Origin of the sequence: Bacillus xiamenensis, assembly GCF_000300535.1 — a bacterium.
GTDB lineage: Bacteria > Bacillota > Bacilli > Bacillales > Bacillaceae > Bacillus > Bacillus xiamenensis.
The window spans coordinates 15166-40228 of record NZ_AMSH01000013.1; the positions used below are offsets into that span (position 1 = coordinate 15166).

Here is a 25063-nt window from a genome sequence, read left to right on the forward strand (position 1 = left end):
AAAATGATATTGGTACTTTCTATCATACCAAAAAATATTCAGAATAATAAAAAAGACATAAAGGGGATGGATGACAATGAGTCAAACGACAACAAATCGCTTTTCAACAGAGGAATGGCAGGGAAAAAGAGATCAATACGTCGCAAGGGGCGTAAGTAACGGCAACCGTCATCTTGCAGCAAAAGGGAAAGGCGCCGAGCTTTTCGATATCGACGGCAATCGTTTTATTGATTTTGCAGGCGCTATCGGTACGTTAAATGTAGGACACTCACATCCAAAGGTTGTGGAAGCCGTCAAGGCACAGGCAGACAGCCTGATTCACCCAGGATTTAACGTCATGATGTACGAATCCTATATCGAATTGGCAGAAAAACTATGCCACCTCACACCAGGCGACCACGACAAAAAAGCCATTTTCTTAAATTCAGGTGCAGAAGCGGTTGAAAACGCGGTGAAAATTGCCCGTAAATATACGAAAAGACAGGCTGTTGTCTCGTTTACAAGAGGCTTCCACGGCAGAACGAATATGACGATGAGCATGACAAGCAAGGTCAAGCCTTATAAATTTGGTTTCGGACCATTTGCATCAGAGGTGTATCAAGCACCGTATCCTTATTACTATCAAAAACCTGAAGGGTTAAGTGATGCAGCCTATGACGACTTCATCATTGATCAATTCAATCAATTCTTTATCGCAACGGTTGCACCAGAAACAGTCGCTTGTGTGGTGATGGAGCCAGTCCAAGGGGAGGGCGGATTCATTGTACCATCGAAGCGTTTTGTACAGCACGTCGCTTCATTCTGTCAGCAGCACGGGATCGTATTTGTCGCAGATGAGATTCAAACAGGATTTGCGAGAACAGGAAAATACTTTGCAATTGAGCACTTTGATGTTGTGCCAGACTTAATCACTGTGTCAAAATCACTTGCAGCCGGCTTACCACTGAGCGGTGTCGTTGGCAGAAAAGAATTGCTTGATGCAGCGGACCCAGGGGAGCTAGGGGGAACGTATGCTGGAAGTCCGTTAGGCTGTGTGGCAGCATTAGCCGTTCTTGATATTATTGAAACAGAACAATTGAATCAACGATCTGAACACATTGGACAAGTCATTGAGGACAAAGCGAATGAGTGGAGAACAAAGTACTCATTCATTGGGGAAGTCCGCCGGTTAGGGGCAATGGCAGCGATTGAAATGGTGGAAGATCAAACAACGCGTACACCAGATAAGAAAAGAGCCGCCGCGATTGCAGCCTATGCAAACAAGCACGGACTACTCTTATTAACGGCAGGGATTAATGGGAATATTATTCGCTTTTTAACGCCGCTTGTCATCACAGATGAACTGCTGCATGAAGGACTAGGGATTATCGAGGACGCCTTCAACGCACGCTAAACAACAAAGGGGGATGGTTGTATGCAAAAACAAGAAATGGCCAAAACGATGTCTCAGTCAGACGTACTGTTTTTGTCCATTGGTGCAATGCTTGGCTGGGGCTGGGTTGTACTTTCGGGAGATTGGATTTTAACAGCTGGATTTTTAGGAAGCGTGATCGCTTTTGTCATAGGGGGCATTCTCGTCATTTTTATTGGACTCACGTATGCCGAGCTATCGTCTGCAATTCCAGAGACAGGCGGAGGGCTCGTCTTTGTCCAGCGGGCATTTGGGATGAAATCTGCTTTTGTCTCCGCATGGGGTGTATTGTTCGGTTATGTGTCCGTGATTACGTTTGAAGCTGTCGCACTTCCGACAGTCATTGACTATGTCATTCCAACACAGCATGTTGGCTTTCTATGGAATATAGGGGGATGGGACGTCTATTTCACTTGGGTATTGATTGGATCTCTCGGTGCGTTATTTTTAACAGCACTGAACTATATTGGCGCAAAGCCAGCTACCATTTTTCAGTCGGTGTTCACAGTGGCGATTATCCTAACAGGGTTTCTCCTTTTAGGCGGCGCGACATTCAATGGAGATTTTGCAAACCTTGAGCCGATGTTTCAAGGCGGGGTTGGCGGTCTTATGGCCGTTTTAGTGATGATTCCCTTTTTATTCGTTGGATTTGATGTCATTCCGCAAGTGGCGGCAGAGATCAATGCACCGAAGAAAATCATCGGGAGAATCTTAATTATCTCCATCGTGAGTGCGGTTGTTTTTTATCTGCTCATTGTCTTTGGTGTAGCTGCTGGGATGTCCAAAGGTCAGCTTGAAGCTTCTTCATTGGCGACAGCAGATGCCATGGTACAGCTTCTCGGTCATCAGGCGTTTGGGACAGTGCTTGTGATTGGCGGGGTAGCAGGGATTGTGACAAGCTGGAATGCTTTTATCATTGGTGCAAGCCGTATTTTATACGCAATGGCGGAAAGAGGCATGATTTCCAAATGGTTTGCGTATATTCACCCAAAGTATAAAACACCGACAAATGCCATTTTATTTTTAGGGGCATTGGCCTTTTTTGCTCCGCTACTAGGCCGTCCTGCCCTTGTCTGGATTGTGAATGCAGGCGGCGTGGGCATTATTGTCGGGTACTTAATTGTGTCCATCGCCTTTATGAAACTCCGCAAAAAAGAACCTGAACTAGAGCGTCCATACCGCATTAAATATTGGCGGACGACTGGCGTCTTAGCCATTGGACTGAGTTTTCTTTTTCTTTCATTTTATTTTCCGGGGATGCCGGCTTCCTTATCATGGCCAGCTGAATGGATTTTGCTTTTAGGTTGGGCACTCATTGGGTATATACTATATGTAATGAATCCAAGAACGAAGGAGAAGGTAGCGCATGACAAACGAACTCAAAGTGTATAATCCTGCAACAGGAGAAGAAATTGCCTCAGTTGCTCAGCATACAAAAGAACAGATCGAAGACGCGATCTCTCGCTCACACAAAGCATTCAAAACATGGGCAAAAACGTCAGCCCATGAACGTGCAAACATCATTCGCAAGTGGTTTGATTTGATGATCGAACATAAAGAAAGGCTTGCCAAAATCATCACAGAAGAAAACGGGAAGCCGTATCAAGAAGCATTAGGAGAAATCGTCTATGCAGCTGGATATATAGAATGGTATGCAGAGGAAGCAAAGCGTATCTACGGCAGAACCATCCCATCTCATACGACAAACAAACGTCTTTTCGTTACAAAGCAGCCGGTTGGTCCTGTCGCTGCGATTACACCGTGGAATTTCCCTGCGGCCATGATTACGAGAAAGGCAGCTCCAGCGCTTGCGGCAGGCTGTACGTTTATTGTGAAACCTGCTGAAGACACGCCGCTTACGGCCATTGAGCTTGTGAAATTAGGCCATGAAGCTGGAATTCCAGAGGATGCTCTTCAATGGGTCGTCGGAGATGGAAAAGAAGTGGGTGAAATCTTTACAGATAGTCCATTGATTCGCAAGATCACCTTTACAGGCTCAACACCAGTCGGAAAGCATCTTATTAAAAACAGTGCCAGCACAGTCAAACACGTATCGATGGAGCTTGGCGGTCATGCCCCGCTCATCGTGGACAAGGATGCGAATCTTGAATTGGCTGTGAAACAGGCAGTTGCATCTAAGTTTCGTAATGCAGGACAGACCTGTGTCTGTGCCAACCGTTTAATCGTACACGAAGAAATTCATGAAGCATTTGCGCAAGGCTTCAGCAAAGAAGTAGAAAAGCTGAAAGTCGGAAATGGCTTTGAAGAAGGTACATCAATCGGTCCAATTATCAATAAGCGCGGCTTTGATAAAATTGTCAACCAAATTCAAGATGCGGTGGATAAAGGGGCGAAAGTCCTTGTTGGCGGCGATACGCATTTTGACGATGAGAAGTCGTATTATTTTGTTCAGCCGACGGTTCTCACGCATGTCGATCCTTCCATGAACATTATGCATGAAGAGACGTTTGGTCCAGTGGCGCCGATAACGACGTTTCAAACATTAGATGAGGCGATTCAATTAGCCAACGATACACCTTTTGGACTGGCGGCTTATTTCTTTACAGAGAATTACCGGAATGGGCTCTATATCTCAGAGAATCTTGATTACGGGATTATTGGCTGGAATGATGGGGGGCCATCGGCTGTTCAAGCACCGTTCGGCGGTATGAAAGAGAGCGGAATTGGCCGGGAAGGCGGCATCGAAGGAATCGAGCCATATTTAGAAACAAAATACGTATCCATTGGTTTAGACGAATAAAACGTGAAAAAGACTGACCGAGAAAACCTCGGCAGTCTTTTTTTATGTCAAACAGCAGGGGGGAAAAGTTGATCCACTGTTTCTTTTGTTTCCTTGAGAATTTCATGGATGTCATCTGCAGATGCTTGTTCCATGCTGCTGAATAAGAGCCGTTCCACTGGCTCAATTCCGATAAAATTGAAGACCTCTGTATCTGTCGTCATATGATGGGATGGGGCAGCGATCATATTTGAATCAAGAAAGGTCCTTGGGGCATCGTGCGTATTGATAATGACAGCTTTTTTGTCCTGAAGAAGATTGTCAATGGCTCCATGTTCATTGATTTGATAAGCGAAGCTCTCTGAAAAAACGCGTTCCACATAGCCCTTTAGCATAGCCGGAAAGCCCGTCCACCATATCGGGAAAATAAACGTCAGGACATCCGCCTGCTGAATCAGCTTCTGCTCTGTTTGAATGGCGATTGGCACATCACCGCTTTTCATGGCAGCCTTTTCTGCTAGTGTCAGCTCTGGCGGAAAACCAATGGCATACACATCACGAACTGTCACATCATGACCATTGTTTAAAAGAGTGCTCACGACAAGATCTAATAAAGTTTGATTTAAACTTTGCTGCGGATGTGCAAATATGATTAGATGGTTCATCTCATAGCCTCCTAAGTGGTCATCTGTCTCATTATGGCATGCACCTGAATCCTATTCAATCCTATATTGGAAATAATAGGTTGGGAAAATAAAAAGCGACGGCTTCAAAAAGCAATCGCTCATGTAAAACGTTTATTTTTTTCTAAAAGCAAGTCCAAGTGCAATAAGGGCAACGACTAGAGCGGCAATGGACAGACCAAGAACAAGTGGTGAGGAAGAAGTAGAGGCAGTCTCGGATGCCTGTTCTTCTTTTGGTTTTTCTTGACCATGTGCATCTGTTACGGTATTAGATGCGACAATGTTTGTGATGGAGTGAGGTTTATCAGCATCTTTATCGCCAGTCCATTCCACAACCGTTCCATCCTTATAATATTGATACGCATCCCATTTGGCTTCGCCTGCTTTTTCAGGGTTTTTTGCCACAAACACGAATTGCTGGAACTGCCCCGCAAGCACACCATCGCCTGTTGCTTCCCAAGTGACTCTTGTGACCTTGCCATCTTTCTCTTCAGTCGTTGTTTTCCAGCCGGGTACTGGCTCGTACTGTTGGAATTCTACGCCTTTAGGCATTGTGATGACAACCTTTGTTGTCGGACTGTCGCTTTCAGAAGGCACTTTTAACGTATAAGTTTCCCAAGCGTTTGTCGCAGATGTATCAGGTTTGACGGTCACGTGTGCACTCACAGGAATCGCCAGTAAAAATGAAGCAAGAAGCATTGGTAATAAAGCTTTCACATATTTTTTCATTTAAGATGAACTCCTTTTTTAGTTTCTTCTAATAAATGTGGTATTGATGTTCTCAAAAGAACCAGTTAACGCATGTATGTCTATTTTCCAAGTGCCCTTTTCATTTAATAAAAGATTTTCAGCAGAGAAATGGCCATTCTTTAATCGTTTCAGCTGAAATTCATTCGGCGTTTCATCACCGAATAGGGCCACTTTATGAATCTTGGCTGTCACTGATTGAATGTCTGTGATCGTTTGTCCATCCTTCTTCGTAAATGCCACCTCAAATGTGTTTTTTCCAGGGGCATTCGGGGTAATGCTCAAGGACACAATGTCACGATGCTCGACCTGATTGGCTCCAAAGAATGGCTCTGGCGCAGGCGGAGGAGGACTTGGAATATTCGTGAATACGGCTGTTAATAACAAAATAGCGACCCCAATCATCCATTCTGCTCGTAAAGATATGTTTCGTTTCTGCTTCTTTTCCCATCTCAGCATTAGGTAATGGACAAGTCCAAGAAGGCCCATGATGATAAATAAACCAAGCTTGATTAAGAAAGTACGTCCATACGCTGATTGGAAGAGAGCATCAAACGATTGCAAAATAAAGATCGCATTCACGAACCCTGAAAACACAATGAGTCCAACTGAGAGCAGTGCCCACGGATGAAAGGCTGTCAGGGTGCTACGTATGAGCGGCTGGTCTTCATTTGGCAGCTTCTTCATCAAAAGAAGGACAATCGCTGTTAAACCGCCGACCCAAATGGATGCAGAAACGAGATGGATGAAATCAAGTGACGTTGTCAGTATTTTATTATCTGTTGCGGCTGGATGACCGATTTGCGCTTTCAGCCAAAGGAGCACAGTGAAAATGAGCAGTGGAAACAGCCAGACCCGGAAGGAAGTGAAGTTTCCTTTTTTCATCGCCACCATCGTCCAGATCGTCAGAAGAACAAATGACGCCATGAGCATCATCCACAGACTTCCACCAGAAGTCGACGCAATGGTTTCTTTTAAAAGCGATGGTTGAAATGCCCCTAAAAAGGACACGTCTGCTGCTGATCTTGTTTGAATTGGCAGCTGGAACAAAAGTGCTCCGCCCATCATGATCAGTGAAATGGTCAGAAGCCGCTTCATTCGTTTGGCTAATATGTCTGTCATCGCCGCTTTAAACCAAAGGAGTCCAAACAAAATGGTCCCGAGGAATAAGCTGAACGATGTATACAGAAAGGCTTTGTCGATGGTCGAAGCCAAATCAATTGATTCATTCGCTTGCGCCTGATCCAATTGATCGAATCCGCCATCTGCTTTTCCAATACTAAACGGGATCATGCCAGAAACAGAGTGCCCATCGGCTGATACCGCATTCCACTGAATGGTGTAAATCCCTTTTGGTAAATTCTTTTTTAAAGCCGCTTCCATGATCTTTTGATCTTTGATGACCGTATCTCCTTGATCCACACGATCCCCTTTTGCATTTAACACCTTAATGGCATGAAATCCGCTTTCGATTCCTTCACTGAAGGTGATAGAGACGGAAGGAGGCTGCTGATCAAGCTCTTCATTCGCCGCAGGATTCGAGCTCACCACATATGCATGAGCCGATGCCTCCTTTGGTATGAAAAAAGAGAGCATGACGATCAGTACCAGAAGCCACTTACTATATGTCAACAATGTGAATAACCGCCTTTCTACCTATGAAAATATCTCATGTATCAGAAAGAAAGCGGCAGTAAACTGTGAGTCACAGAAAAAACCGCTCTTTCTAGTGTACCGCCTACTCTAAAAGGTAAACGAAACAAATAGCAAGATGGTTCACTTTTTCTGTGTCCTGTCTGCGCAGACGTTTCTTGAATGAATAGGTTTGATCAATATAAGCCTATTCGATTTAAGAAGAGGAAACAAGAAGAGACCATTTGAAATTTGTGAAATTCCAATGAATTTTGTGCCAAAACAACGGCAGATTCCCCTTTTCACTCATGATCATTTATGATCTTCCAATGATTTCACATCATTTTTCAATTTTGTCACACACTATGTGACAAAGTGACATTTAGTTTCAATTGAAGGGAAAGTGAAAGCGTTTTACGATAGGTATAAGGGCTTCACTGACACTTGTTCTTATATCTTTTGACCTATAAAGCCCTGAACTAAGGGAAAGAAGAAAGGGGTTTCACAGATGCAGGAAAAAAGCGGATTCCGCGTAAAAGTACAGCGCTTTGGAAGCTATTTAAGCGGCATGATTATGCCGAATATTGGTGCATTTATTGCTTGGGGACTGATTACAGCTCTGTTCATTCCGAGTGGTTATCTTCCAAATGAACAGTTAGCGACACTCGTTGGACCAATGATTAACTACTTACTGCCGCTATTAATCGGTTACACAGGCGGTAAACTCGTCTATGACCATCGAGGCGGGGTACTTGGTGCAACCGCTACGATTGGGGTCATTGTTGGTTCGGATATTCCAATGTTTTTAGGTGCCATGATCATGGGACCACTTGGCGGTTATCTCATTAAGAAAATCGACCAGCTGTTCAAAGACCGAATCAAATCAGGCTTTGAAATGCTTATCAATAACTTTACGGCTGGTATCCTTGGTGCCATTCTTGTTGCCATTGCATTCTACGCAATTGGCCCAGTGGTATTAGGCCTTAACAAAGCCCTTGCCGCAGGTGTAGATATCATTGTCAATGCACATTTACTTCCGCTGGCAAGTATCTTCATTGAACCAGCGAAAGTATTGTTCTTAAACAATGCGATTAACCAAGGTATTTTAGGTCCTTTAGGGGTGGAGCAAGCAGCGAAGACGGGTCAATCTATCCTGTTCTTGCTTGAAACAAACCCTGGACCGGGTTTAGGTGTTCTTCTTGCGTATATGTTCTTTGGACGAGGGAATGCGAAGCAGTCTGCACCAGGTGCGATTATCATTCAATTCTTAGGGGGAATTCATGAAATTTACTTCCCGTACATCCTAATGAAGCCAAAACTCATTTTGGCTGTCATTGCAGGTGGGGCAAGTGGTGTTCTGACTTTCACATTATTAAATGCAGGTTTAAAGGCTGTCCCATCACCAGGCAGTATTATTGCGCTTATGATTATGTCACCAAAAGGCGGTCATCTTGCCGTTTTAGCAGGTGTTGTGGTGGCAGCCATCGTATCCTTCCTTGTCGCTTCTGTCATTTTGAAAACATCAAAAGCAGTTGACGAAGACTTAACAGCAGCAACCGAAAAGATGCAAGACATGAAAGGAAAGAAAAGTGCAGCAGCAGCAGCTCTCACAGCGCAAAAGGAAGGTGCGGAAGCGAACGAGCAAGCAGCATCTCCGCATGATATCCATCCAGATGACGTGAACAAAATCATCTTTGCCTGTGATGCAGGAATGGGCTCAAGTGCGATGGGCGCTTCCATTTTAAAGAACAAAGTAAAAAAGGCAGAGCTTGATATTGATGTGACAAACACATCCATCAGCAACATCCCAGATGATGCCGATGTGGTCTTTACCCATAAAGATTTAACAGACAGAGCCAAGGCAAAACTGCCGGGAGCTGTGCATATCTCAGTTGATAATTTCTTAAACAGCCCAAAATATGATGAGCTGATTGAGAAATTGAAAAAATAACATGACGAAACGGGTTGAGTCCAATTTTTCCTAATTGAACTCCCCGTTTTGGTTGTTTTCCTGATTTTTTATTCTAAAAAAGGTGTGTGATCATTCATGAAACAAGTTCTTTCAAAAGACAATATTTTTCTAAACGAACAAGCAGGCTCTAAAGAGGAAGCCATTAAAAAAGCAGGAGAAGTCCTAGTGGCAAACGGCTATGTCACGAGCGATTATGTGGACAAAATGTTTGAAAGAGAAAAGATCTCTTCTACATTTATGGGCAACGGGATTGCGATTCCTCATGGCACAGAAGAGGCCAAAGCGGCTGTCCTGCATTCAGGGATTTCCATCATCCAAATTCCAGATGGCGTTGAATATGGAGAAGGAAATGTAGCGAAAGTCGTATTTGGCATCGCTGGGAAAAACAATGAGCATCTCGATATTCTTTCTCAAATTGCGATTGTCTGTTCAGAAGAAGAAAATGTAGAACGCATCATTCATGCAAAGGATCAGGATGAACTGATCGCCATCTTTAACGAGGTGAACTAACATGAAGGCACTTCATTTTGGAGCAGGGAATATCGGCAGAGGATTTATTGGGTCTTTGTTAAAAGCATCAGGCTTTGAGCTTGTGTTTACGGATGTAAATGAAGCGGTCATCAACGAGTTGAATGAAAGAGGAGAATACACGGTTGAACTCGCAGCACCAGGGCAGAAACAAGAAGTGGTAGGTCCTGTGTCAGCAATCCATTCCTCGCAAAACCCAGCGGCATTAACAGAGGCTGTTGCCACAGCCAATTTGATTACGACAGCCGTTGGACCAGCTGTATTGAAGATCATTGCTTCATCTATTGCTGAAGGGCTAAAACAAAAAAAGCCTGACCATCTCATCAACATTGTGGCCTGTGAGAACATGATTGGGGGCAGCTCTCATTTAAAAGAAGCTGTTTTTTCCTATTTGACATCAGATGAACAAGAAGCGATATCGCAAACAGTGGGTTTTCCAAACGCTGCTGTTGATCGAATTGTTCCGATTCAGCATCATGAGGACATTCTCAAAGTGTCAGTTGAGCCATTTTTCGAGTGGGTCATTGATGAGACTGGTTTTGTGGGAGAAGTTCCTAAAATTGACGGAGCAACCTTTGTACAAGATTTGACGCCATATATTGAGCGGAAGCTCTTCACTGTCAACACAGGACATGCCCTAGCTGCATACGTCGGTTATCAGCAGGGCGTTCAGACGATCAAAGAAGCTGTCGACACACCAGAGATTCGCCAAGTTGTCGAAGGGGCCCTTCATGAAACGGGCAGCTATTTAATTGACACATATGGCTTTCAACAGGAAGAGCATGATGCGTATATTCAAAAAATCATCAAACGATTTGAGAATGCTTTTATTTCCGACGAAGTGACTCGTGTCGCACGCTCTCCGCTTAGAAAGCTAGGTGCAGATGACCGCTTGATCGGTCCAGCGAAAAAAATCAAACAGCCTGTCTACTTAATCAAAGGCATTGCCGCAGCTTTGGCATACGATTTTGCAGAAGACGAAGAAGCTGTTCGTCTGCAGGCATTAAGGAAAGAAAAAGGCGTTGAAGGTGTGCTCCAAGAAGTATGTGGACTACAGCCTAAAGACGAACTTTATCAATCTATTCTCAAGGAAACAGTTCTATAATTAGAAAATCCCTTTCCATCATGTGAAAGGGATTTTTTATGACTTTTTCAATACTTTTCCCCGTTTGACGATATATGAAAGTAAGGGGGAATAGAACATGGGAAAGAAAGTGTTTTCTTCGAGAGGTGTCTTTTTTCAATTAACGTCGGCCATTATCGTCATCACCATTTTAACAGGCGGACTTGTTGGCACAACAGGGTATTTATTAGCGAAGAATGTATTAATTGATTCGGGAAAAGCAGATTTAAAACATATCGTCAGTGGAGCGATGGCCACACTTGAACAATTGAATGATCGTGTGGAGAAAAAAGAATTGACGCTTGAACATGCGCAGGAGAGCATGGCAAAGGCTTCTCAGTTGTGGCGAGTGAAGTGCGGAATTTAGCTGAGCAGACCAAACAGTCAGCAGTCCAAATACAGCAGATGATTCAGGGCATTAAAGAGGAAACGACGGCAACAGCCGGCATCATGTCGAGCACAATGGAGCGTTTTGCCGAGTTAGATGAGGCTGTTCACGCAACAGAACAAGAATTTAATACCATCTCTACATCGATTTCACAAACCATCGTTGAAACGAATGCAATGACAAAAGAGCTGAATGCATTGCTGGAGCAAAACGATCTGATCACAAAAGCGATGCACGGTGCCGTCAATATTTCTCAAGAAAATGCAGCCGCTATTGAAGAAATGACAGCATCTACAGACGAACAAGTCACAGCGATCTCCAATGTGGCGAAGGCAGCAGAAAGACTCAATGAGTTGAGTATGCGATTAAATCAGGATATTGCGCGTTATCGGCTTTAATGGAGCACAAAAAAAACGAACCTTCGATTGGGGGTTCGTTTTTTAGCTATGTGAGCAAGAATTTATACGGTCTTTGCACGTTTCGCCTGTCGTTTTTGTTGTGTTTGAAATGCACGCCAAGCTTTCCAAGCATTTGCACATAGCAGCCCTGTGAGTAAGTAGGATAAGCTGTTAAATAAATAGAAGTCCACACACGATACAACCGCACAGAGAATGCCAAAGATGATTTGATCTCGATTCTTTGCTGGGGATGTGGGTGGATCAGTCAGCATGAAGAATGCAAGAAACAAGACAGCGTTCAGATAGGGCGTAATAAAGGCAGATGAAGCATCCGCTAAGCCGATAAATCCAAATATAAGGTGAATGAGACCGTATGTTGCTAAAAAGGCGAAAACTTGCGGGAATTTTTGTACGCGGTTTGTGACCAAATAGCCGCCGGCTACCACAAGTAATATGGTCCACCAAGGGAGTAGAGACATGCCGCCCCACCAGCTTTGATTCGAAGAAAATAAAATGACCGAGAGCCATAGACCGAATGCGGCTGGATTCAAAATCGGTTTCTTTTGATAAGTGATGAAATGCTTAGATAAAATGGCTGCTGCGGCTGTGAAAACCGATATAGCAAATGAAGTGGCTGGACTGAGGACAAGCCCAATGATCAGCCCTGTCAGCAGAGCGCCATCAGGGAATGTTTGCTTTTTATTTTTCCAAATCAATCTTGAAATCAAAGTATCGAGAAGCATAGCTGTTCCAATGGTTGTGGCAACGGTGGTGATGCCGCTTAGAAATCCTGTATGAAGACTTCCAATCAACAGGGAAAACAGAAGCGTAACAATGGCATAGCGTTTCGGTGTTCGAATGTAAGCCTTTAGTGGACGAGATGGAGGTGATGCCGACTGTTTGATGATCTTTTGATCTGTGACAGGTGGTGCTTTTGCTATTTGTGATGGGTTTAATTCCATGATTGAACCTCCTTCATCTCCGGTGTTGTGGTGATATCGACATGTTTATTTATCATGACGGCAGGCAACTCATTTTCAGTTAAAAAAGCATAACCTTCTTTCTCGCCTAATATAAAGGCGGCTGTTGAAAGACTATCAGCAAGCATCCCAAGTGGTGCAATGACCGTACAGCTTAATAAACTTTTTTCAGACAGCTTGGTTTGAGGGTGAATTAAATGGTGCGTATGAGGGTCATCACGGCTGATTCGTTCATAGCTTCCTGATGTACAAATCGCACAATTTGTTGTTTGAATGACCATCATATTGGTCTGCTTCTGAATGGGATGACGAATGCCAATAGACCATTCCTCTTGGTATTCATTAAAACCAGATACCAATACATCCCCCCCAGCATTCATCATAAAGCCTTCCCATGCTTCAAGCTCTTTTGCTGCCAGGTCACACGCAAATCCTTTTGCAATGGAACCGAAGTCGAGAATGAGCGGCTTTTCCAAGTAGATTGTTCGATTCTCTTCGTTTAACTTGATGTCACGATAATGAACGGAGGCATCTGGCACGTGTGACGTATAGGTTTGTCCTGTCATGTACATGCGATTGAATCCTTTTTCCTCCATTACTTTTCCAATGGTGGGATCATACCTGCCATTTGTTAACTCAGCTAACTCTAGCGCATAGGCTGTCAAATCAAAGAGCATTTCACTGACAAATACCTCTTGGCGGGGCTGATTTGACAAATTCATCACTTCAGAATCGGATCTGAAACGACTAAATTTACGCTCGATTTCATAAAAAAGTGAAAAGGCACGGTCCATATCTGCTAAAACGGCTTGTCTATCTTTTTCATACGCAACCACCTGAATATCGATGACAGTTCCCATCGCTAGCATGGACTTTTGAATAGTCGTCAGTTTTTGTTGTTTTAACTGTTTCATGATGAAGTCTCCTCTCTAAGCCTTGGCCTGCTCTAATGCCTGAGCTACTGCTGTTTCAAAATCCTGTGTACTTAATGTTGCACCACTTACTGTATCTACATCAGCGCTTTGTCTGATGACCACTTGATTAGGTAATGATGAAATGGAGCTTTGCCCATATCTTGTGTTATCACTAGTAATTTCTACAGCAGTGATGGCTCCTTGCTTGATCGTAACGGATACGCTAATAGATCCAATTTCATTTGATCCAGTTCCTGAATAAGTCCCGTCTTGGAGCTCAGATTCTGAGCTGGTATCTTCTGTTTGAGTTGTAAGAGTAGCTGATGTGCTAGATGTATTGTTTGAAGAAGCGTCTTCTTGTGTATCTTCTTGTGTATTTGATTGTGTTGTCTGAACGGCTTGGGCGTGATGGGTAGCTGCATAACCAGTGATGTATAAGCTGCTGATGGCTGCGGTGCAGAGACTAATCATTTTCTTATTCATTTTTGCCATGATGTTTTCTACCTCCTATTATTGTCTACTTTATAGAAGAAGTTTGAACAAACCATGAACAAGAAAAGAACTTTTTAGATAATGTGCACCTGGATGTAAAATCGAAAGAAAGCGGTCACAAATTACAGAAAAGACTGTCGAGATTCTCTCAACAGCCTTGAAAGGTGAAGCCTATGATGGTTATAGATAAAATGGTGTTGTATTTATGAAATAGTTCTCAATTGCTTTGTCACCCATCCAGCGAGAAACGCACAGACTGTGTAGATGATGACCCAAATGAAAAAGGATTCATTTCCACCAATATAAGTGAACATCAGGGTCACACTCGCTAACAGTACAATCAAAGTAGGAATCCAAACGTTTTTCAAAAGCAACGTGCCGAAAGTACCAATCAGCCCAGAGATAATGGGAAAGCCGAATACAATGAATAATACAAAAACAGCCATATGGATATCTCCTTTTCATGACATTCATGATTTACATCAAAACATATAAGACCGCCGCAGCCATATGCGGAAGGGCAAAGATGATAAAAAGAAAAGCCGTATCAAGACGCCGCATGCGGTGCTCTTTTGTTTCAGTGTGATAGGCTGCTCGCGTTTCTTCCCCATTTGTCCATGCCCCCATTAAGAAACCAGATACAACGATTCCAATAATAGAGATTCCTCCACTGACCCACCCAATCCATTCGTGGTGCTGTAGAAGGAAGGACATACTGCAAATGACAATCATTGAGCCAACACCAGCATAAAAAGCTTTTTTTCTCATTACGCTTCACTCCTTCGATCGAGTATTAGGAGATCGCATCACATATTTCAATGAAATGTCCATCAGGGTCAGACACATAAGCGACCGTTTGCCCCCATGGTTTCTTTGCCGGTTCTTTCACGACAGGTACCCCTTTTTCTTTCATGAATGCAATCGTTTGATCCACGTCATCCACAACAAAGCCAATCTCAAACGTTTGAGACGAGCTATTCGCATCTGGAACGGGCAACCCAAGGGCATCTTTCACATCTTGGCGTGAATTAATGGATAAGGTCACTTCTCCTGTATCGAATTCAACATAGGATTCAACTCTTAATTTAATAGGGAAACCAAGTACATGATGGTAGAAATGAATACTTGCTTCAACATCATGTACATATAGAATGGTATATTTCATTTTCATGTGAAAAGCTCCTTTCTTCATATACGTGTCAAAACCGGAAAGGTTTCCCACTAATTTTACCACATAGGAAATAAGGTTTGTTTTATTCCAAAAAAATCAATATTTTTAGCTCAATCGTCTTGAAAAACAAAATGTGGTGTCATATGATAAAAATGTAAAATTAGAAAAAATAGGGGGAAATCTGTATGTTGAAAAAAATCATGGTGGCTGTCTTGTCTTTAGGTCTTTTACTTAGCTTTACACAAGTCGACACGCACACAGCGGATGCAAAGACAGTCAAGTACAAAAACTGCAAAGCGCTCAACAAGGTTTATAAAGGCGGAGTGGCGATCAGCAAAAATACGAAAAACAAAGGTGGAAAAACAAGGTACAAGCCTTATGCATCAAAAGCGCTTTACCTAAAGAATAAACACCTTGACCGCGATAAAGACGGCATTGCGTGTGAACGCTAAGAAGATATGAAAAGACCTGTGACAGGGTCTTTTTTCTATGGGATCAAACTCGTTCCTTTGTGCCATCTTCGTCTTTATATTAAAATAAAGGTAGATTCAAAAAATGATACAAAGTGGGGTACTCAATTTGTCAACACAAGCTGATAAGAAAGACATCCGATTGATTGCCATTGATATGGATGGCACGCTGTTAAACAGTGAGCACGTCATTCCTGAGGAAAATAAACAAGCCATTAAAGAAGCAGAAGCAAAAGGGGTTCATGTGGTGATTAGCACAGGGCGTACGCTGATGACATGCCGAGAGCTGGTCGAGCCGCTTCAGCTTTCTTCCTATCTTGTGACAGCCAACGGAAGTGAAATTTGGGATTCGAATTTCCAGCTGATCGAACGAGAACTGCTGCATCCCGATCACGTTCAAATGATGTGGGATTTAAAAAACAGGTACGAAACCGATTACTGGGCTTCCACTGTGGATAAGGTGTGGAGAGGTGAATTTCCAGAACGCATTCATGACCACGAATGGTTGAAATTCGGCTTTGATATTCATGACGATGACGTTCGTGAGGAAGTACTCAATACATTGAAAACAAATGAGCATCTAGAGATTACAAATTCAAGTCCAACCAATATCGAAGTCAATGCGGCAGGTATTAACAAAGCTGCGGCTCTTGCGAAAGTAGCAGAACGAATTGGCTGTACAATGGATAACGTCATGTCACTTGGCGACAGCCTAAATGATATGGCCATGATTCAAGAAGCCGGATTAGGCATTGCGATGGGGAATGCACAAGAAGTCGTGAAAGAAGCCGCTGATTGGATTACCGCTCCTCATACCGAGCACGGTGTAGCAAAAGCTATACAACATTGGGTGCTGTCTAAATAGAGGAGAAGGATGAAATGGATGCATTTCATCAAACATCTTCATAACCATTAGAAAAAAGCGAGAGGACATTCCCTCTCGCCTTTTTGTTTTCTCCTAGTTCTATGGTTATGTTTTCTGACAATTTAATGTGAAGTGTGTCCAAAGCTGATATAATCAATATAAATTCGAATATTCGGACTTTTGATTCCGTTTTTCGGAACGATAAGGAGGGTTCCTATGTATCAAGTGGATATCAATTGTGATTTGGGAGAAAGCTTTGGTCCATACACAATCGGTTCAGATGAACAAATTCTTGAATATGTCACCTCAGCCAACATTGCTTGCGGTTTTCATGCGGGAGATCCAACGGTCATGAGAAAGACGGTCAGAATGGCGCTGGATAAAGGGGTTCAAATCGGTGCGCATCCAGGCTTGCAGGATTTAGCCGGCTTTGGCAGACGTCCAATGGCCATCTCGCCAGACGAAGCCTATGATCTCGTCATCTATCAAATTGGTGCGCTATCAGCCTTTCTAAAAGCAGAAGGCGGCACGATGCAGCACGTCAAACCACACGGTGCCCTCTACAACATGGCGGCTGAAAATACTGAATTATCTGAATATATTGCGAAGGCTGTATATGATGTAAATCCGAATCTTGTGTTATTTGCGCTGTCAGGCAGTGAACTTGCGTCAGCAGGGGAAAGAATCGGCCTTCAAGTGGCACATGAAGTTTTTTCTGATCGAACATATCAACCAGATGGAACACTGACATCGCGCCGAAAGCCTCATGCACTGATTGAAGAAGATGACATGGCGGTGCAGCAGGTTATTCGTATGGTCATAGAAGGAAAGGTTCGTACAGTTCAAGGGGAAGATATTCAGCTCAAAGCAGATACGGTTTGCATTCACGGAGACGGCAGTCATGCACTTCAATTTGCAAAAACCATTACAGCGAAGCTAAAAGAAGCCAACATTCAACTTAAAGCCTTTCAATAATTCGTCAACAAAGGGGGAAACAACATGAAAAGAGAAAAAGTCAAAAACATACAGTCATCAAAGGGGAACCGTTCTATGCTGATGGGCGCAGCCTTTTTAATGGCTACGTCCGCCATCGGACCGGGATTTTTAACACAAACAACGGTTTTCACACAGCAGCTTGCAGCCAGCTTTGGATTTGTCATTTTGATCTCCATTGTGTTAGACATTTTTGCACAAACGAATGTATGGCGTATCATTGCCGTCTCGGAAAAACGAGGACAGGACATTGCGAATATGGTGCTGCCCGGCCTCGGTTATGTGCTAGCCTTTTTGATCGTCATCGGCGGGCTTGCCTTTAATATTGGAAATATCGCCGGTGCTGGGCTAGGTTTTCAGGTGATTTTCGGTGTCGATCCACGGATTGGCGCAGGGGTCAGTGCTGTTATTGCCATTCTTATTTTTGTCATCAAAGAAGCTGGAAAAGCGATGGATCGTTTTACGCAGATCGCCGGGTTTGTCATGATTGGTCTCATGCTGTATGTGGCGATTTCAACAGCGCCGCCTGTTGGAGAAGCAGCAGTGAGAACGTTCGTCCCAGAGAAAATTGATATTTTATCCATTGTGACACTTGTAGGGGGAACGGTTGGCGGCTATATCGTCTTTGCTGGCGGTCATCGCCTGCTGGATGCTGGCATCAAGGGGAAGGAATCCTTGCCGCAAGTGACGAAAAGCTCCATATTCGGTGTCCTCATCACGTCGGTTATGCGTGTAGCACTCTTTTTGGCCACATTAGGAGTGGTCGCAAAAGGCTTGCAAATTGATCCATCGAACCCGCCTGCTTCTGTTTTTCAATTAGCATCTGGGAATATCGGGTATAAAATGTTCGGGGTTATTATGTGGGCTGCCGCCATTACCTCGGTCATTGGCGCAGCATACACATCTGTCTCCTTCTTTAAAACCTTTTCACCAAAAATTGAGCAAAATCAACGCGGCATTATCATCGGATTTATTGCGCTATCGACCCTTTGTTTTATTACGATTGGACGACCTGTCAATATCTTGATTTTGGTTGGGGCGATCAATGCATTGATCTTGCCGCTTGCACTAGGAACATTGCTGATTGCAGCCTATAAAAAAGAGATTGTCGGTGATTATCGTCATCCATTCTTTTTGACAGCAGCTGGTGCATTTGTGGTCATCATCATGGCGATTATGGGCGGATATACCATCATGAATGAAATTCCGAAACTATGGAGCTGATCACATGAAAGCATATCAAACCTATAAGCCGTCACAAATAAGGGAATTGATTCGTAAGCAGAAGATCACAGAACCAACGGCTGGCTTTGCTGAGGGATTTGCGCAAGCCAACTTAATGATCGTCAAAAAAGAGCTGGCCTTCGATTTTCTTTTATTTTGTCAGCGGAATCCGGCTTCGTGCCCTTTGCTTGATGTGCTCGACCCAGGTGATCCAGTGCCAAGGCGTTCAGCACCTGATGCGGATATTCGAACGGATTTCCCTAAATATCGTGTTTACAAAAAAGGGGTTCTTCAAGAAGAGGTAACAGATATTTCTTCCTATTGGGAGGATGATATGGTGGGCTTTCTCATCGGATGCAGCTTTACGTTTGAGCATGCACTGATGCTGAATGACATTCCTGTCCGCCATATTGAAGACGGTCATAATGTACCAATGTATCAAACGAACATTCCATGTGAAAGGGCAGGTGTATTCCATGGTCCGATGGTTGTCAGTATGAGGCCGATCCCAGCGCATCAAGTCACAAGAAGTGTTCAGGTGACGTCTAGATTCCCATCGGTACATGGCGGTCCTATCCATATAGGTGATCCAGCTGTGATTGGCATTGAACATGTAGATCAACCAGACTTTGGAGAACCATCTGTGATCAAAGAAGGAGAAGTCCCGGTGTTTTGGGCATGCGGTGTGACGCCGCAAGCCATTGTCATGCACACAAATCCAGACATTGCGATCACCCATGCACCCGGTCATATGTTTATCACAGATGTAAGAGATCAAAAGCTCGGTGTCCTGTAGAAAGAGAGGTGTCATAAAAGTGGCATTTTCAACGATAAAAGATTCGATCACTTTTCACCCGCTAGGAGATGCAGCGATTGTCATCCAAGCAGGGGCCGACATACGTGAAGACATACATGAGCGTGTGAAGCAGCTGTTCTCATGTATTGAACAGCATCCATTCGACGGATATGTTGAAGCTGTTCAGGCCTTTACAAACGTGACCGTATTTTATGAGCCGTATACGGTGTATCAATCTGCTCAGCTTCAACAACGTGATATGTCTCCGTATGAATGGGTCCAAGCCTATATTGAAAAACTGCTTGAAGACAAATGGCAGGAAGGGATTCAGTCAAATCGCCGCACCGTCGATATTCCTGTATGCTATGGAGGAGAGCTGGGTCCTGATTTAGAAGAGGTTGCCTGTATCAACGATTTAACGCCTGAAGAAGTCGTGCGAATTCACACAGCCGGGACGTATCTTGTCTATATGATTGGATTTGCCCCGGGGTTTCCGTTTTTAGGCGGGCTTTCTGAAAAAATTGCAGCCCCGCGCAGAGAAACACCAAGAATGTCGATTCCAAAAGGGTCTGTGGGCATTGCGGGGAAGCAGACAGGCGTTTACCCAATTTCCACACCAGGAGGCTGGCAGCTCATTGGACAAACCCCGCTGCCATTGTTTCGGCCAGATGATGAGAGTCCAAGTCTATTGAAGGCAGGGGATGAGGTTAGATTTGTCCAAATGTCTGAAAAGGAATTTTTCAGCATGAAGGAGGCAGAACGTTGAGTATTCATGTCGTCAAGCCAGGAATGTTCACCACCATTCAAGATAAAGGGAGAAAAGGCTACCAGAAGTATGGCGTGTTAACGAGCGGCGGCATGGACCCGCTCTCACTGCGAATCGCCAACATCCTCACTGGGAATCAAGAAAACGAAGCCGTACTGGAAATAACTTTGATGGGACCGGGTCCTGTGTTTACAAGTCAGAAGGATCAGCTGGTTACAGTGACTGGTGCTGACGTGGAGATTGATATTGATGGGGAACAAGCCCCTCTATGGAAACCGCTCTTCATTCGGGCAGGAAGTACGATCACCTTTGGACCTTGTAAGAGGGGATGCCGTTCCTACCTCGCCGCAGCAGGTGGATTTGACGTGGAGCCAGTCATGCAGAGCAAAAGCACCTATGTGAGAGCGAGGATAGGCGGGCTAGAAGGTCGTCCGCTAGAAAAAGGCGACGTTTTGCCTGTTGGAGAGCCATCACCTCTAGCCAGTAGCCTATTTCAAATGCTAAAAAGCAAAGTGACACGCGGGGCATACAGCGCGCCAGATTGGACAGTCAACCATGCTCATTTTTTGCCGCTGCGGAAATCCCCAGTGATTCGGGTGCTTGCCGGCAGACATCTATGTGATTTTCAGAAAGAATCGCAGCAGGCTTTTTTTGAGCGGCCTTATCAGGTCACGCCCCAATCAGACCGCATGGGATGCAGATTGAAGGGGGAACCCATTCGCTTAAAACAAAAGCTGGAATTAATTTCAGAAGCTGTTGCCTTCGGCTCTATTCAAATCCCTCCTGACGGCCAGCCGATTATTTTGCTGGCAGATCGACAAACAACAGGCGGATATCCGCGTATTGGTGAGGTGGCAACAGTCGATTTGCCGCTCATTGCACAGGCGATGCCTGGGGCGAATCTGACTTTTCAACAAATCGACCGTCAGGAAGCAGAGCAGGCCTTATTTAGTCAAGAGGCAGACATTAAAGAACTAACCACACGATTAAAGCTGGAAACATTTTCATTTTAGAAAAGGTGGGGAACATGCAAAACACAAATAAAACCGTTGTGAAATCAATGGAGATTTTGCGGCTTTTTATCACACACGAACAATTAACGTTAAATGACATGATTGAGCTGTCCAAGATGCCGAAAACATCTGTACACCGCATGGCAAGCTCATTAGCCGATATGGGGCTATTAGAAAAGCAGGCTTCAGGTGTTTACCGATTGGGATTGATGTTTCTTGAATACGGCCAGCTTGTAGCCGATCGCCTTGATATTCGGAAAATTGCAAGGCCCTTTATGGAAAGCTTGCGTGATGAGGTAGGGGAAGCCGTACAGCTCATTATTCGTGAAGGAGATGAAGCCATTTACGTTGAAAAAATCGAAGGAACGCAGCCTGTTCGGCTTTATACCGCAGTCGGCAGGCGATCTCCATTATATGCGGGAGCCTGTGCAAGAAGCATCCTTTCCTTTTTACCAGAGAAAGAGAGACTGGCTTATATTGACTCCATTGAGCTTGGCAAAATCGGAATTGGGACCATTACGGATAAAGATGTCCTGCGAAGTATGCTAGAGGAATCGAATAAGCGAGGCTATACGTTAAGCTATTCAGAACTTGAAAACTATACAGCAGCTATCGGAGCGCCGATTTTCAATCATCACGGGGAAGTGGCAGCAGGGATTAGCATTGCAGGATTTGAAGCGGGTTATCAAAAGGAACGGCTTCCTTACTTAATTGAGCAGGTCAAAAAAGCCGCCAGCGGCATTTCGAAAGAATTAGGTTTTTCAACTGAACAATAAAAATCCAATGACCGTTAAGATCATTGGATTTTTTTATATGATGGATTAGAATGTTTTTCCTAAAGCTTTTGCACGTTCGATTGCATCTGCTTTAATTTGCTCTGCTTTATCAGGCTCAGCATTGTGACCTTCAACAATAAGACCTTCGAAAGAAGGAATTCCGAAGAAGCTTGCAATTGTACCAAGGTAACGGTGACCTGCTTCAAGCTCAGCAGCAGGACCTTCAGAGTAGTATCCGCCACGTGCTTGGATGTGTAGTGCTTTTTTGTCTGTTAGTAATCCAACAGGACCTTGCTCAGTGTATTTGAATGTTTTACCAGCTACAGCAACAGAGTCGATGTATGCTTTCAAAACTGGTGGGAATGAGAAGTTCCAAAGTGGTGAAACAAATACATATTTGTCAGCAGAAACGAATTGATCGCTTAATTCGTTTAGGCGAGCAACTTTCGCTTGCTCTTCAGCTGAAAGTGTATCGAAGCCAGCACCAGATTGAAGCTTGCCCCATCCAGAGAATACATCTGCATCAATGTGAGGGATATGTTCTTTGTACAAATCAATATGTACAACCTCGTCACTTGGATTTGCTTCCTTATAAGATTCGATAAATGCTTTAGCAGTCGCCATACTGTAAGAAACTGTTTCATCATGCGGATGTGCAGTGATGTATAAAACTTTTGCCATGATTCATTCAATCCTTTCTGTTTCGGGTATTTTTTAGCGTATCCCAAGAATACGCTGAATATGTGGCATCTTTATTCATATTGGAATGCTATGAAAAAGATGTAACAAGCACAGTTACATAAAAACTGATATTTTCATTGTAATCACAATATAGTTTGAAGTCAAGGTATAAAGTCTTGAAATCAAGATAAAAAGTTTGTAAATTTTTCTGAAAGGCGTTGGAACACCCGTTTAAGCAAAAAAGCCTACTCCCATTGAACAAAAAATGGGTCAATATCGCAAGTAAAGTGTTTGTAAATGCACTCATCCTATGCCTTTGAAAAAAAGATGGATACCCATAAGCCATCTGCTACAAGCATCTGTTCTGATTTTTCGTATATATAAGAGAAGGCATGAGAGAGTGAGGGATAAGAGTGGGACGATCCTATGTTGCGATTGGAGATTCCTTAACGGTTGGGGTGGGGGCTCGTTTATTTGGCGGAGGTTTTGCTGAGCGGTATGCGGTGATGCTTGAAAAAAAGCTGCATACGCCGGTTAAGCTGTCCGTTTTTGCGAAATCAGGGTTAACAACGGAAGACATCCTGCAGCTTTTCAAGCAGTCTGATGTAAGACGTGCTATTGCAAAAGCTGACATCATCACGATTACAGGCTGCGGGAATGATCTTGTTCAAGCTGTTTTGCAGTATGAAGAAGGTGGAGATGAAAAGACACTGCTGCAAGCGTCTATGCATTGCCAGACGAATTTTAGCAAGATGATTCAAGAAATCGCTCAGATCAAAAAAGGGCAGCATCAGTCATACTGCGTGTATCTCATGAATTTATATAATCCTTTTCCTGACATTCCGATAGCGGAGCGGTGGCTTCAGCAATACAATCAACACCTTCGGTTGCTCGCATCAAGTCCGCATGTAGAAGTAGTAGATGTTTACCGCGCGTTTGAAGGCCATGAAAGAGATTACTTATCGTTGGATCAATTTCATCCGAACCATAAAGGGTATCAAGCCATGGCAGAAGCCTTGATTCAACAATCCGCTAAACAGCTGTGATCCATAGGATTGCAGTTTTTTTCATCCTTTAAAATAAATGCCTGTTTCGATATGATAAGAGAAACGAAGATAAAAGAGGTGGATGCATGCAGGAGATGAGCGCGTATTTTCATGAAATGAAAGGAACAGCTTATGAGGTAGGAAAGCAGCAGGCTGTCTGGCTTCAGGAGCATCCTTATCTCAAGAAACAATACCTTCAAACCGAACCTGTGGCAAAAGAGGCTGTGAATGAAACGAAGCAGCTGCTGCGCCCATATCTTCCTCAGTTAGAGGAAGAGCTCGCTGGATTTTGTGAGGAACTGCAAATCAATGAAAGTCATTTGACCTTTTTCTTTTCATCACATCTTCAGCCTGGATGTTCGCATTGTGTGAGGCAGGGAAACAAGACGGACAATCAACAAACAGTGATGCTGCGCAACTATGATTTTTCCCCGCTGTTTGATGATATGCGCCTTGTGTCTACACATGTGAAAGGTTTGGCGGTTCATACAGGATCATCATTAATCTTATTTGGCAGATCTGATGGAATGAATGAGCATGGTCTGTCTGTGACCTTTTCTGCATGCGGACCGCCTATTGGCAATGAACCAGGTTTAAAGCCACCAGCCGTTGCTGGCTTGCAAGTATATCACGTGATTCGAGCTGTTCTGGATTCCTGTGAAACGGTTGAGGAAGCCGCCAGCTTGATACAGGAAATGCCTGTCGCCTCAAATGTTCACCTCATGCTCGCCGATCGGCAAGGAGACGCGGCTGTGATCGAAATGATTGATGGGCAAAAGATGGTGAGAAAACCGGAGCATGGATATATTGCAGCAACGAATCATCCGGTAGCTGATCAAACGGCAAAAGGGTTAACCAAACATCACTCTGTTGTCAGATACAATCTGTTGATTCAGGCTTTGGAAGAAAAGCGATCAAGCGAGTCTCTTGCTAAATTGTTCCAAACGGAATATCCCGCTGGTCTGACTGTGCACAATTATGAAGAGCTGTTTGGGACGATGCGAACCGTCCTGTTCCGTCCGGAAGAAGGCACAATCGATTATTGCTTTGGCTCTTCCGTATACAATCCGACTTATTCTTTAAAAGCCGGGGGTTCACTGCCTTTTCAAGAACAAAAGGTTCAATTTCATCAAAAGGAGTATGGACCGTCATTTTGGAAAAACGTATGATGTGGAGAAGGTCTTTCATTTTGTCACAGACCGTTTGCCAAATTTAGAACAACTTCAGATTGCATCGTTTAGTGAAAGCGTTTTA

28 protein-coding genes are annotated in these 25063 nt (G+C 43.8%); 18 read left to right on the top strand and 10 right to left on the bottom strand.

Annotated elements, in window-relative coordinates; all coding sequences use genetic code 11:
- The first annotated feature begins 76 nt into the window (after window positions 1–76).
- From gabT to BA1_RS06760, 3 genes are read left to right on the top strand one after another with little or no spacing between them, the layout of a single operon-like run.
- Complete coding sequence (gene gabT / locus BA1_RS06750) at window positions 77–1393, top strand: 4-aminobutyrate--2-oxoglutarate transaminase (protein WP_008357047.1); 1317 nt, start codon at window positions 77–79, stop codon at window positions 1391–1393.
- Window positions 1394–1414: 21 nt separating this feature from the next.
- Window positions 1415–2803 carry an APC family permease gene (locus BA1_RS06755; protein WP_008357049.1) on the top strand — a complete coding sequence of 463 codons (1389 nt, stop codon included), beginning with the start codon at window positions 1415–1417 and terminating at the stop codon, window positions 2801–2803.
- The gene (locus BA1_RS06760; RefSeq protein ID WP_008357051.1) at window positions 2778–4172 is read left to right on the top strand and encodes an NAD-dependent succinate-semialdehyde dehydrogenase; all 1395 of its coding nucleotides are present in this window, start codon (window positions 2778–2780) and stop codon (window positions 4170–4172) included. Before BA1_RS06755 ends, BA1_RS06760 begins: the two co-directional genes overlap by 26 nt.
- Window positions 4173–4219: 47 nt before the next feature.
- On the opposite strand, the gene BA1_RS06765 is transcribed toward BA1_RS06760, so the two are convergent.
- From BA1_RS06765 to BA1_RS06775, 3 genes are all read right to left on the bottom strand, one after another.
- Window positions 4220–4816 (bottom strand): NAD(P)H-dependent oxidoreductase, encoded by a 597-nt coding sequence (locus BA1_RS06765; protein ID WP_008357053.1) that lies wholly within the window; start codon window positions 4814–4816, stop codon window positions 4220–4222.
- Window positions 4817–4948: 132 nt separating this feature from the next.
- Window positions 4949–5563, bottom strand: coding sequence for a YcnI family copper-binding membrane protein (locus tag BA1_RS06770; RefSeq protein ID WP_008357054.1), 615 nt, complete (start codon window positions 5561–5563; stop codon window positions 4949–4951).
- Between the two features lie 18 nt (window positions 5564–5581).
- Window positions 5582–7216 (bottom strand): copper resistance CopC/CopD family protein, encoded by a 1635-nt coding sequence (locus BA1_RS06775; RefSeq protein ID WP_008357055.1) that lies wholly within the window; start codon window positions 7214–7216, stop codon window positions 5582–5584.
- 505 nt (window positions 7217–7721) lie between these two features.
- On the opposite strand from BA1_RS06775, the gene BA1_RS06780 reads away from it, so the two are divergent.
- The 5 genes from BA1_RS06780 to BA1_RS19425 all read left to right on the top strand — a co-directional run bounded on the left by BA1_RS06780 (window position 7722) and on the right by BA1_RS19425 (window position 11622).
- Entirely contained in the window at window positions 7722–9164 is a 1443-nt protein-coding gene (locus BA1_RS06780; protein ID WP_008357057.1) for a PTS mannitol transporter subunit IIBC, read from the top strand.
- 96 nt (window positions 9165–9260) lie between these two features.
- Window positions 9261–9695, top strand: a complete 435-nt coding sequence (locus BA1_RS06785; RefSeq protein WP_008357059.1) for a PTS mannitol transporter subunit IIA — start codon at window positions 9261–9263, stop codon at window positions 9693–9695.
- Window position 9696: 1 nt separating this feature from the next.
- Window positions 9697–10818: a mannitol-1-phosphate 5-dehydrogenase gene (locus tag BA1_RS06790; protein ID WP_008357062.1), complete on the top strand. Its 1122-nt coding sequence runs from the start codon at window positions 9697–9699 to the stop codon at window positions 10816–10818.
- 97 nt (window positions 10819–10915) lie between these two features.
- Window positions 10916–11203, top strand: coding sequence for a cache domain-containing protein (locus BA1_RS19420; RefSeq protein WP_034738609.1), 288 nt, complete (start codon window positions 10916–10918; stop codon window positions 11201–11203).
- Window positions 11179–11622, top strand: coding sequence for a methyl-accepting chemotaxis protein (locus tag BA1_RS19425; RefSeq protein WP_237739194.1), 444 nt, complete (start codon window positions 11179–11181; stop codon window positions 11620–11622). Before BA1_RS19420 ends, BA1_RS19425 begins: the two co-directional genes overlap by 25 nt.
- 62 nt (window positions 11623–11684) lie before the next feature.
- Here BA1_RS19425 and BA1_RS06805 read toward each other — a convergent pair whose 3' ends face one another.
- From BA1_RS06805 to BA1_RS06830, 6 genes are all read right to left on the bottom strand, one after another.
- Entirely contained in the window at window positions 11685–12584 is a 900-nt protein-coding gene (locus BA1_RS06805) for an RnfABCDGE type electron transport complex subunit D (RefSeq protein WP_008357064.1), read from the bottom strand.
- Entirely contained in the window at window positions 12575–13516 is a 942-nt protein-coding gene (locus tag BA1_RS06810; protein WP_008357066.1) for an FAD:protein FMN transferase, read from the bottom strand. Before BA1_RS06810 ends, BA1_RS06805 begins: the two co-directional genes overlap by 10 nt.
- A 15-nt stretch (window positions 13517–13531) precedes the next feature.
- The gene (locus BA1_RS06815; protein ID WP_008357068.1) at window positions 13532–14008 is read right to left on the bottom strand and encodes an FMN-binding protein; all 477 of its coding nucleotides are present in this window, start codon (window positions 14006–14008) and stop codon (window positions 13532–13534) included.
- 203 nt (window positions 14009–14211) lie between these two features.
- A complete protein-coding gene (locus BA1_RS06820; RefSeq protein ID WP_008357072.1) occupies window positions 14212–14454 on the bottom strand; it encodes a DUF2651 family protein in 243 nt (80 codons plus the stop codon).
- Between the two features lie 31 nt (window positions 14455–14485).
- On the bottom strand, window positions 14486–14776 hold the full coding sequence (locus BA1_RS06825; RefSeq protein WP_008357074.1) for a DUF5316 domain-containing protein: 291 nt from the start codon (window positions 14774–14776) through the stop codon (window positions 14486–14488).
- A gap of 25 nt (window positions 14777–14801) precedes the next feature.
- Window positions 14802–15179 (bottom strand): VOC family protein, encoded by a 378-nt coding sequence (locus BA1_RS06830; RefSeq protein ID WP_034738615.1) that lies wholly within the window; start codon window positions 15177–15179, stop codon window positions 14802–14804.
- Window positions 15180–15364: 185 nt separating this feature from the next.
- Here BA1_RS06830 and BA1_RS06835 point away from each other — a divergent pair, with 185 nt between their 5' ends.
- The 8 genes from BA1_RS06835 to BA1_RS06870 all read left to right on the top strand — a co-directional run bounded on the left by BA1_RS06835 (window position 15365) and on the right by BA1_RS06870 (window position 22082).
- Window positions 15365–15631, top strand: coding sequence for an excalibur calcium-binding domain-containing protein (locus BA1_RS06835; protein WP_008357077.1), 267 nt, complete (start codon window positions 15365–15367; stop codon window positions 15629–15631).
- Between the two features lie 103 nt (window positions 15632–15734).
- Window positions 15735–16514, top strand: a complete 780-nt coding sequence (locus tag BA1_RS06840) for a Cof-type HAD-IIB family hydrolase (protein WP_406566825.1) — start codon at window positions 15735–15737, stop codon at window positions 16512–16514.
- Window positions 16515–16730: 216 nt separating this feature from the next.
- On the top strand, window positions 16731–17489 hold the full coding sequence (locus BA1_RS06845; protein ID WP_008357081.1) for a LamB/YcsF family protein: 759 nt from the start codon (window positions 16731–16733) through the stop codon (window positions 17487–17489).
- Between the two features lie 24 nt (window positions 17490–17513).
- A complete protein-coding gene (locus BA1_RS06850; protein WP_008357083.1) occupies window positions 17514–18731 on the top strand; it encodes an NRAMP family divalent metal transporter in 1218 nt (405 codons plus the stop codon).
- Window positions 18732–18735: 4 nt separating this feature from the next.
- Entirely contained in the window at window positions 18736–19527 is a 792-nt protein-coding gene (locus BA1_RS06855) for a putative hydro-lyase (RefSeq protein WP_008357085.1), read from the top strand.
- 19 nt (window positions 19528–19546) lie between these two features.
- The gene (pxpB, locus tag BA1_RS06860; RefSeq protein WP_008357087.1) at window positions 19547–20293 is read left to right on the top strand and encodes a 5-oxoprolinase subunit PxpB; all 747 of its coding nucleotides are present in this window, start codon (window positions 19547–19549) and stop codon (window positions 20291–20293) included.
- Window positions 20290–21306: a 5-oxoprolinase subunit C family protein gene (locus BA1_RS06865; protein ID WP_008357089.1), complete on the top strand. Its 1017-nt coding sequence runs from the start codon at window positions 20290–20292 to the stop codon at window positions 21304–21306. Before pxpB ends, BA1_RS06865 begins: the two co-directional genes overlap by 4 nt.
- A 14-nt stretch (window positions 21307–21320) precedes the next feature.
- A complete protein-coding gene (locus tag BA1_RS06870; protein WP_008357091.1) occupies window positions 21321–22082 on the top strand; it encodes an IclR family transcriptional regulator in 762 nt (253 codons plus the stop codon).
- 45 nt (window positions 22083–22127) lie between these two features.
- On the opposite strand, the gene BA1_RS06875 is transcribed toward BA1_RS06870, so the two are convergent.
- Window positions 22128–22763 carry an FMN-dependent NADH-azoreductase gene (locus BA1_RS06875; RefSeq protein ID WP_008357093.1) on the bottom strand — a complete coding sequence of 212 codons (636 nt, stop codon included), beginning with the start codon at window positions 22761–22763 and terminating at the stop codon, window positions 22128–22130.
- Between the two features lie 413 nt (window positions 22764–23176).
- Here BA1_RS06875 and BA1_RS06880 point away from each other — a divergent pair, with 413 nt between their 5' ends.
- Window positions 23177–23809 (top strand): GDSL-type esterase/lipase family protein, encoded by a 633-nt coding sequence (locus BA1_RS06880; protein WP_008357095.1) that lies wholly within the window; start codon window positions 23177–23179, stop codon window positions 23807–23809.
- A gap of 86 nt (window positions 23810–23895) precedes the next feature.
- Complete coding sequence (locus BA1_RS06885; RefSeq protein ID WP_008357097.1) at window positions 23896–24978, top strand: C45 family autoproteolytic acyltransferase/hydrolase; 1083 nt, start codon at window positions 23896–23898, stop codon at window positions 24976–24978.
- Window positions 24979–25063 lie beyond the last annotated feature (85 nt).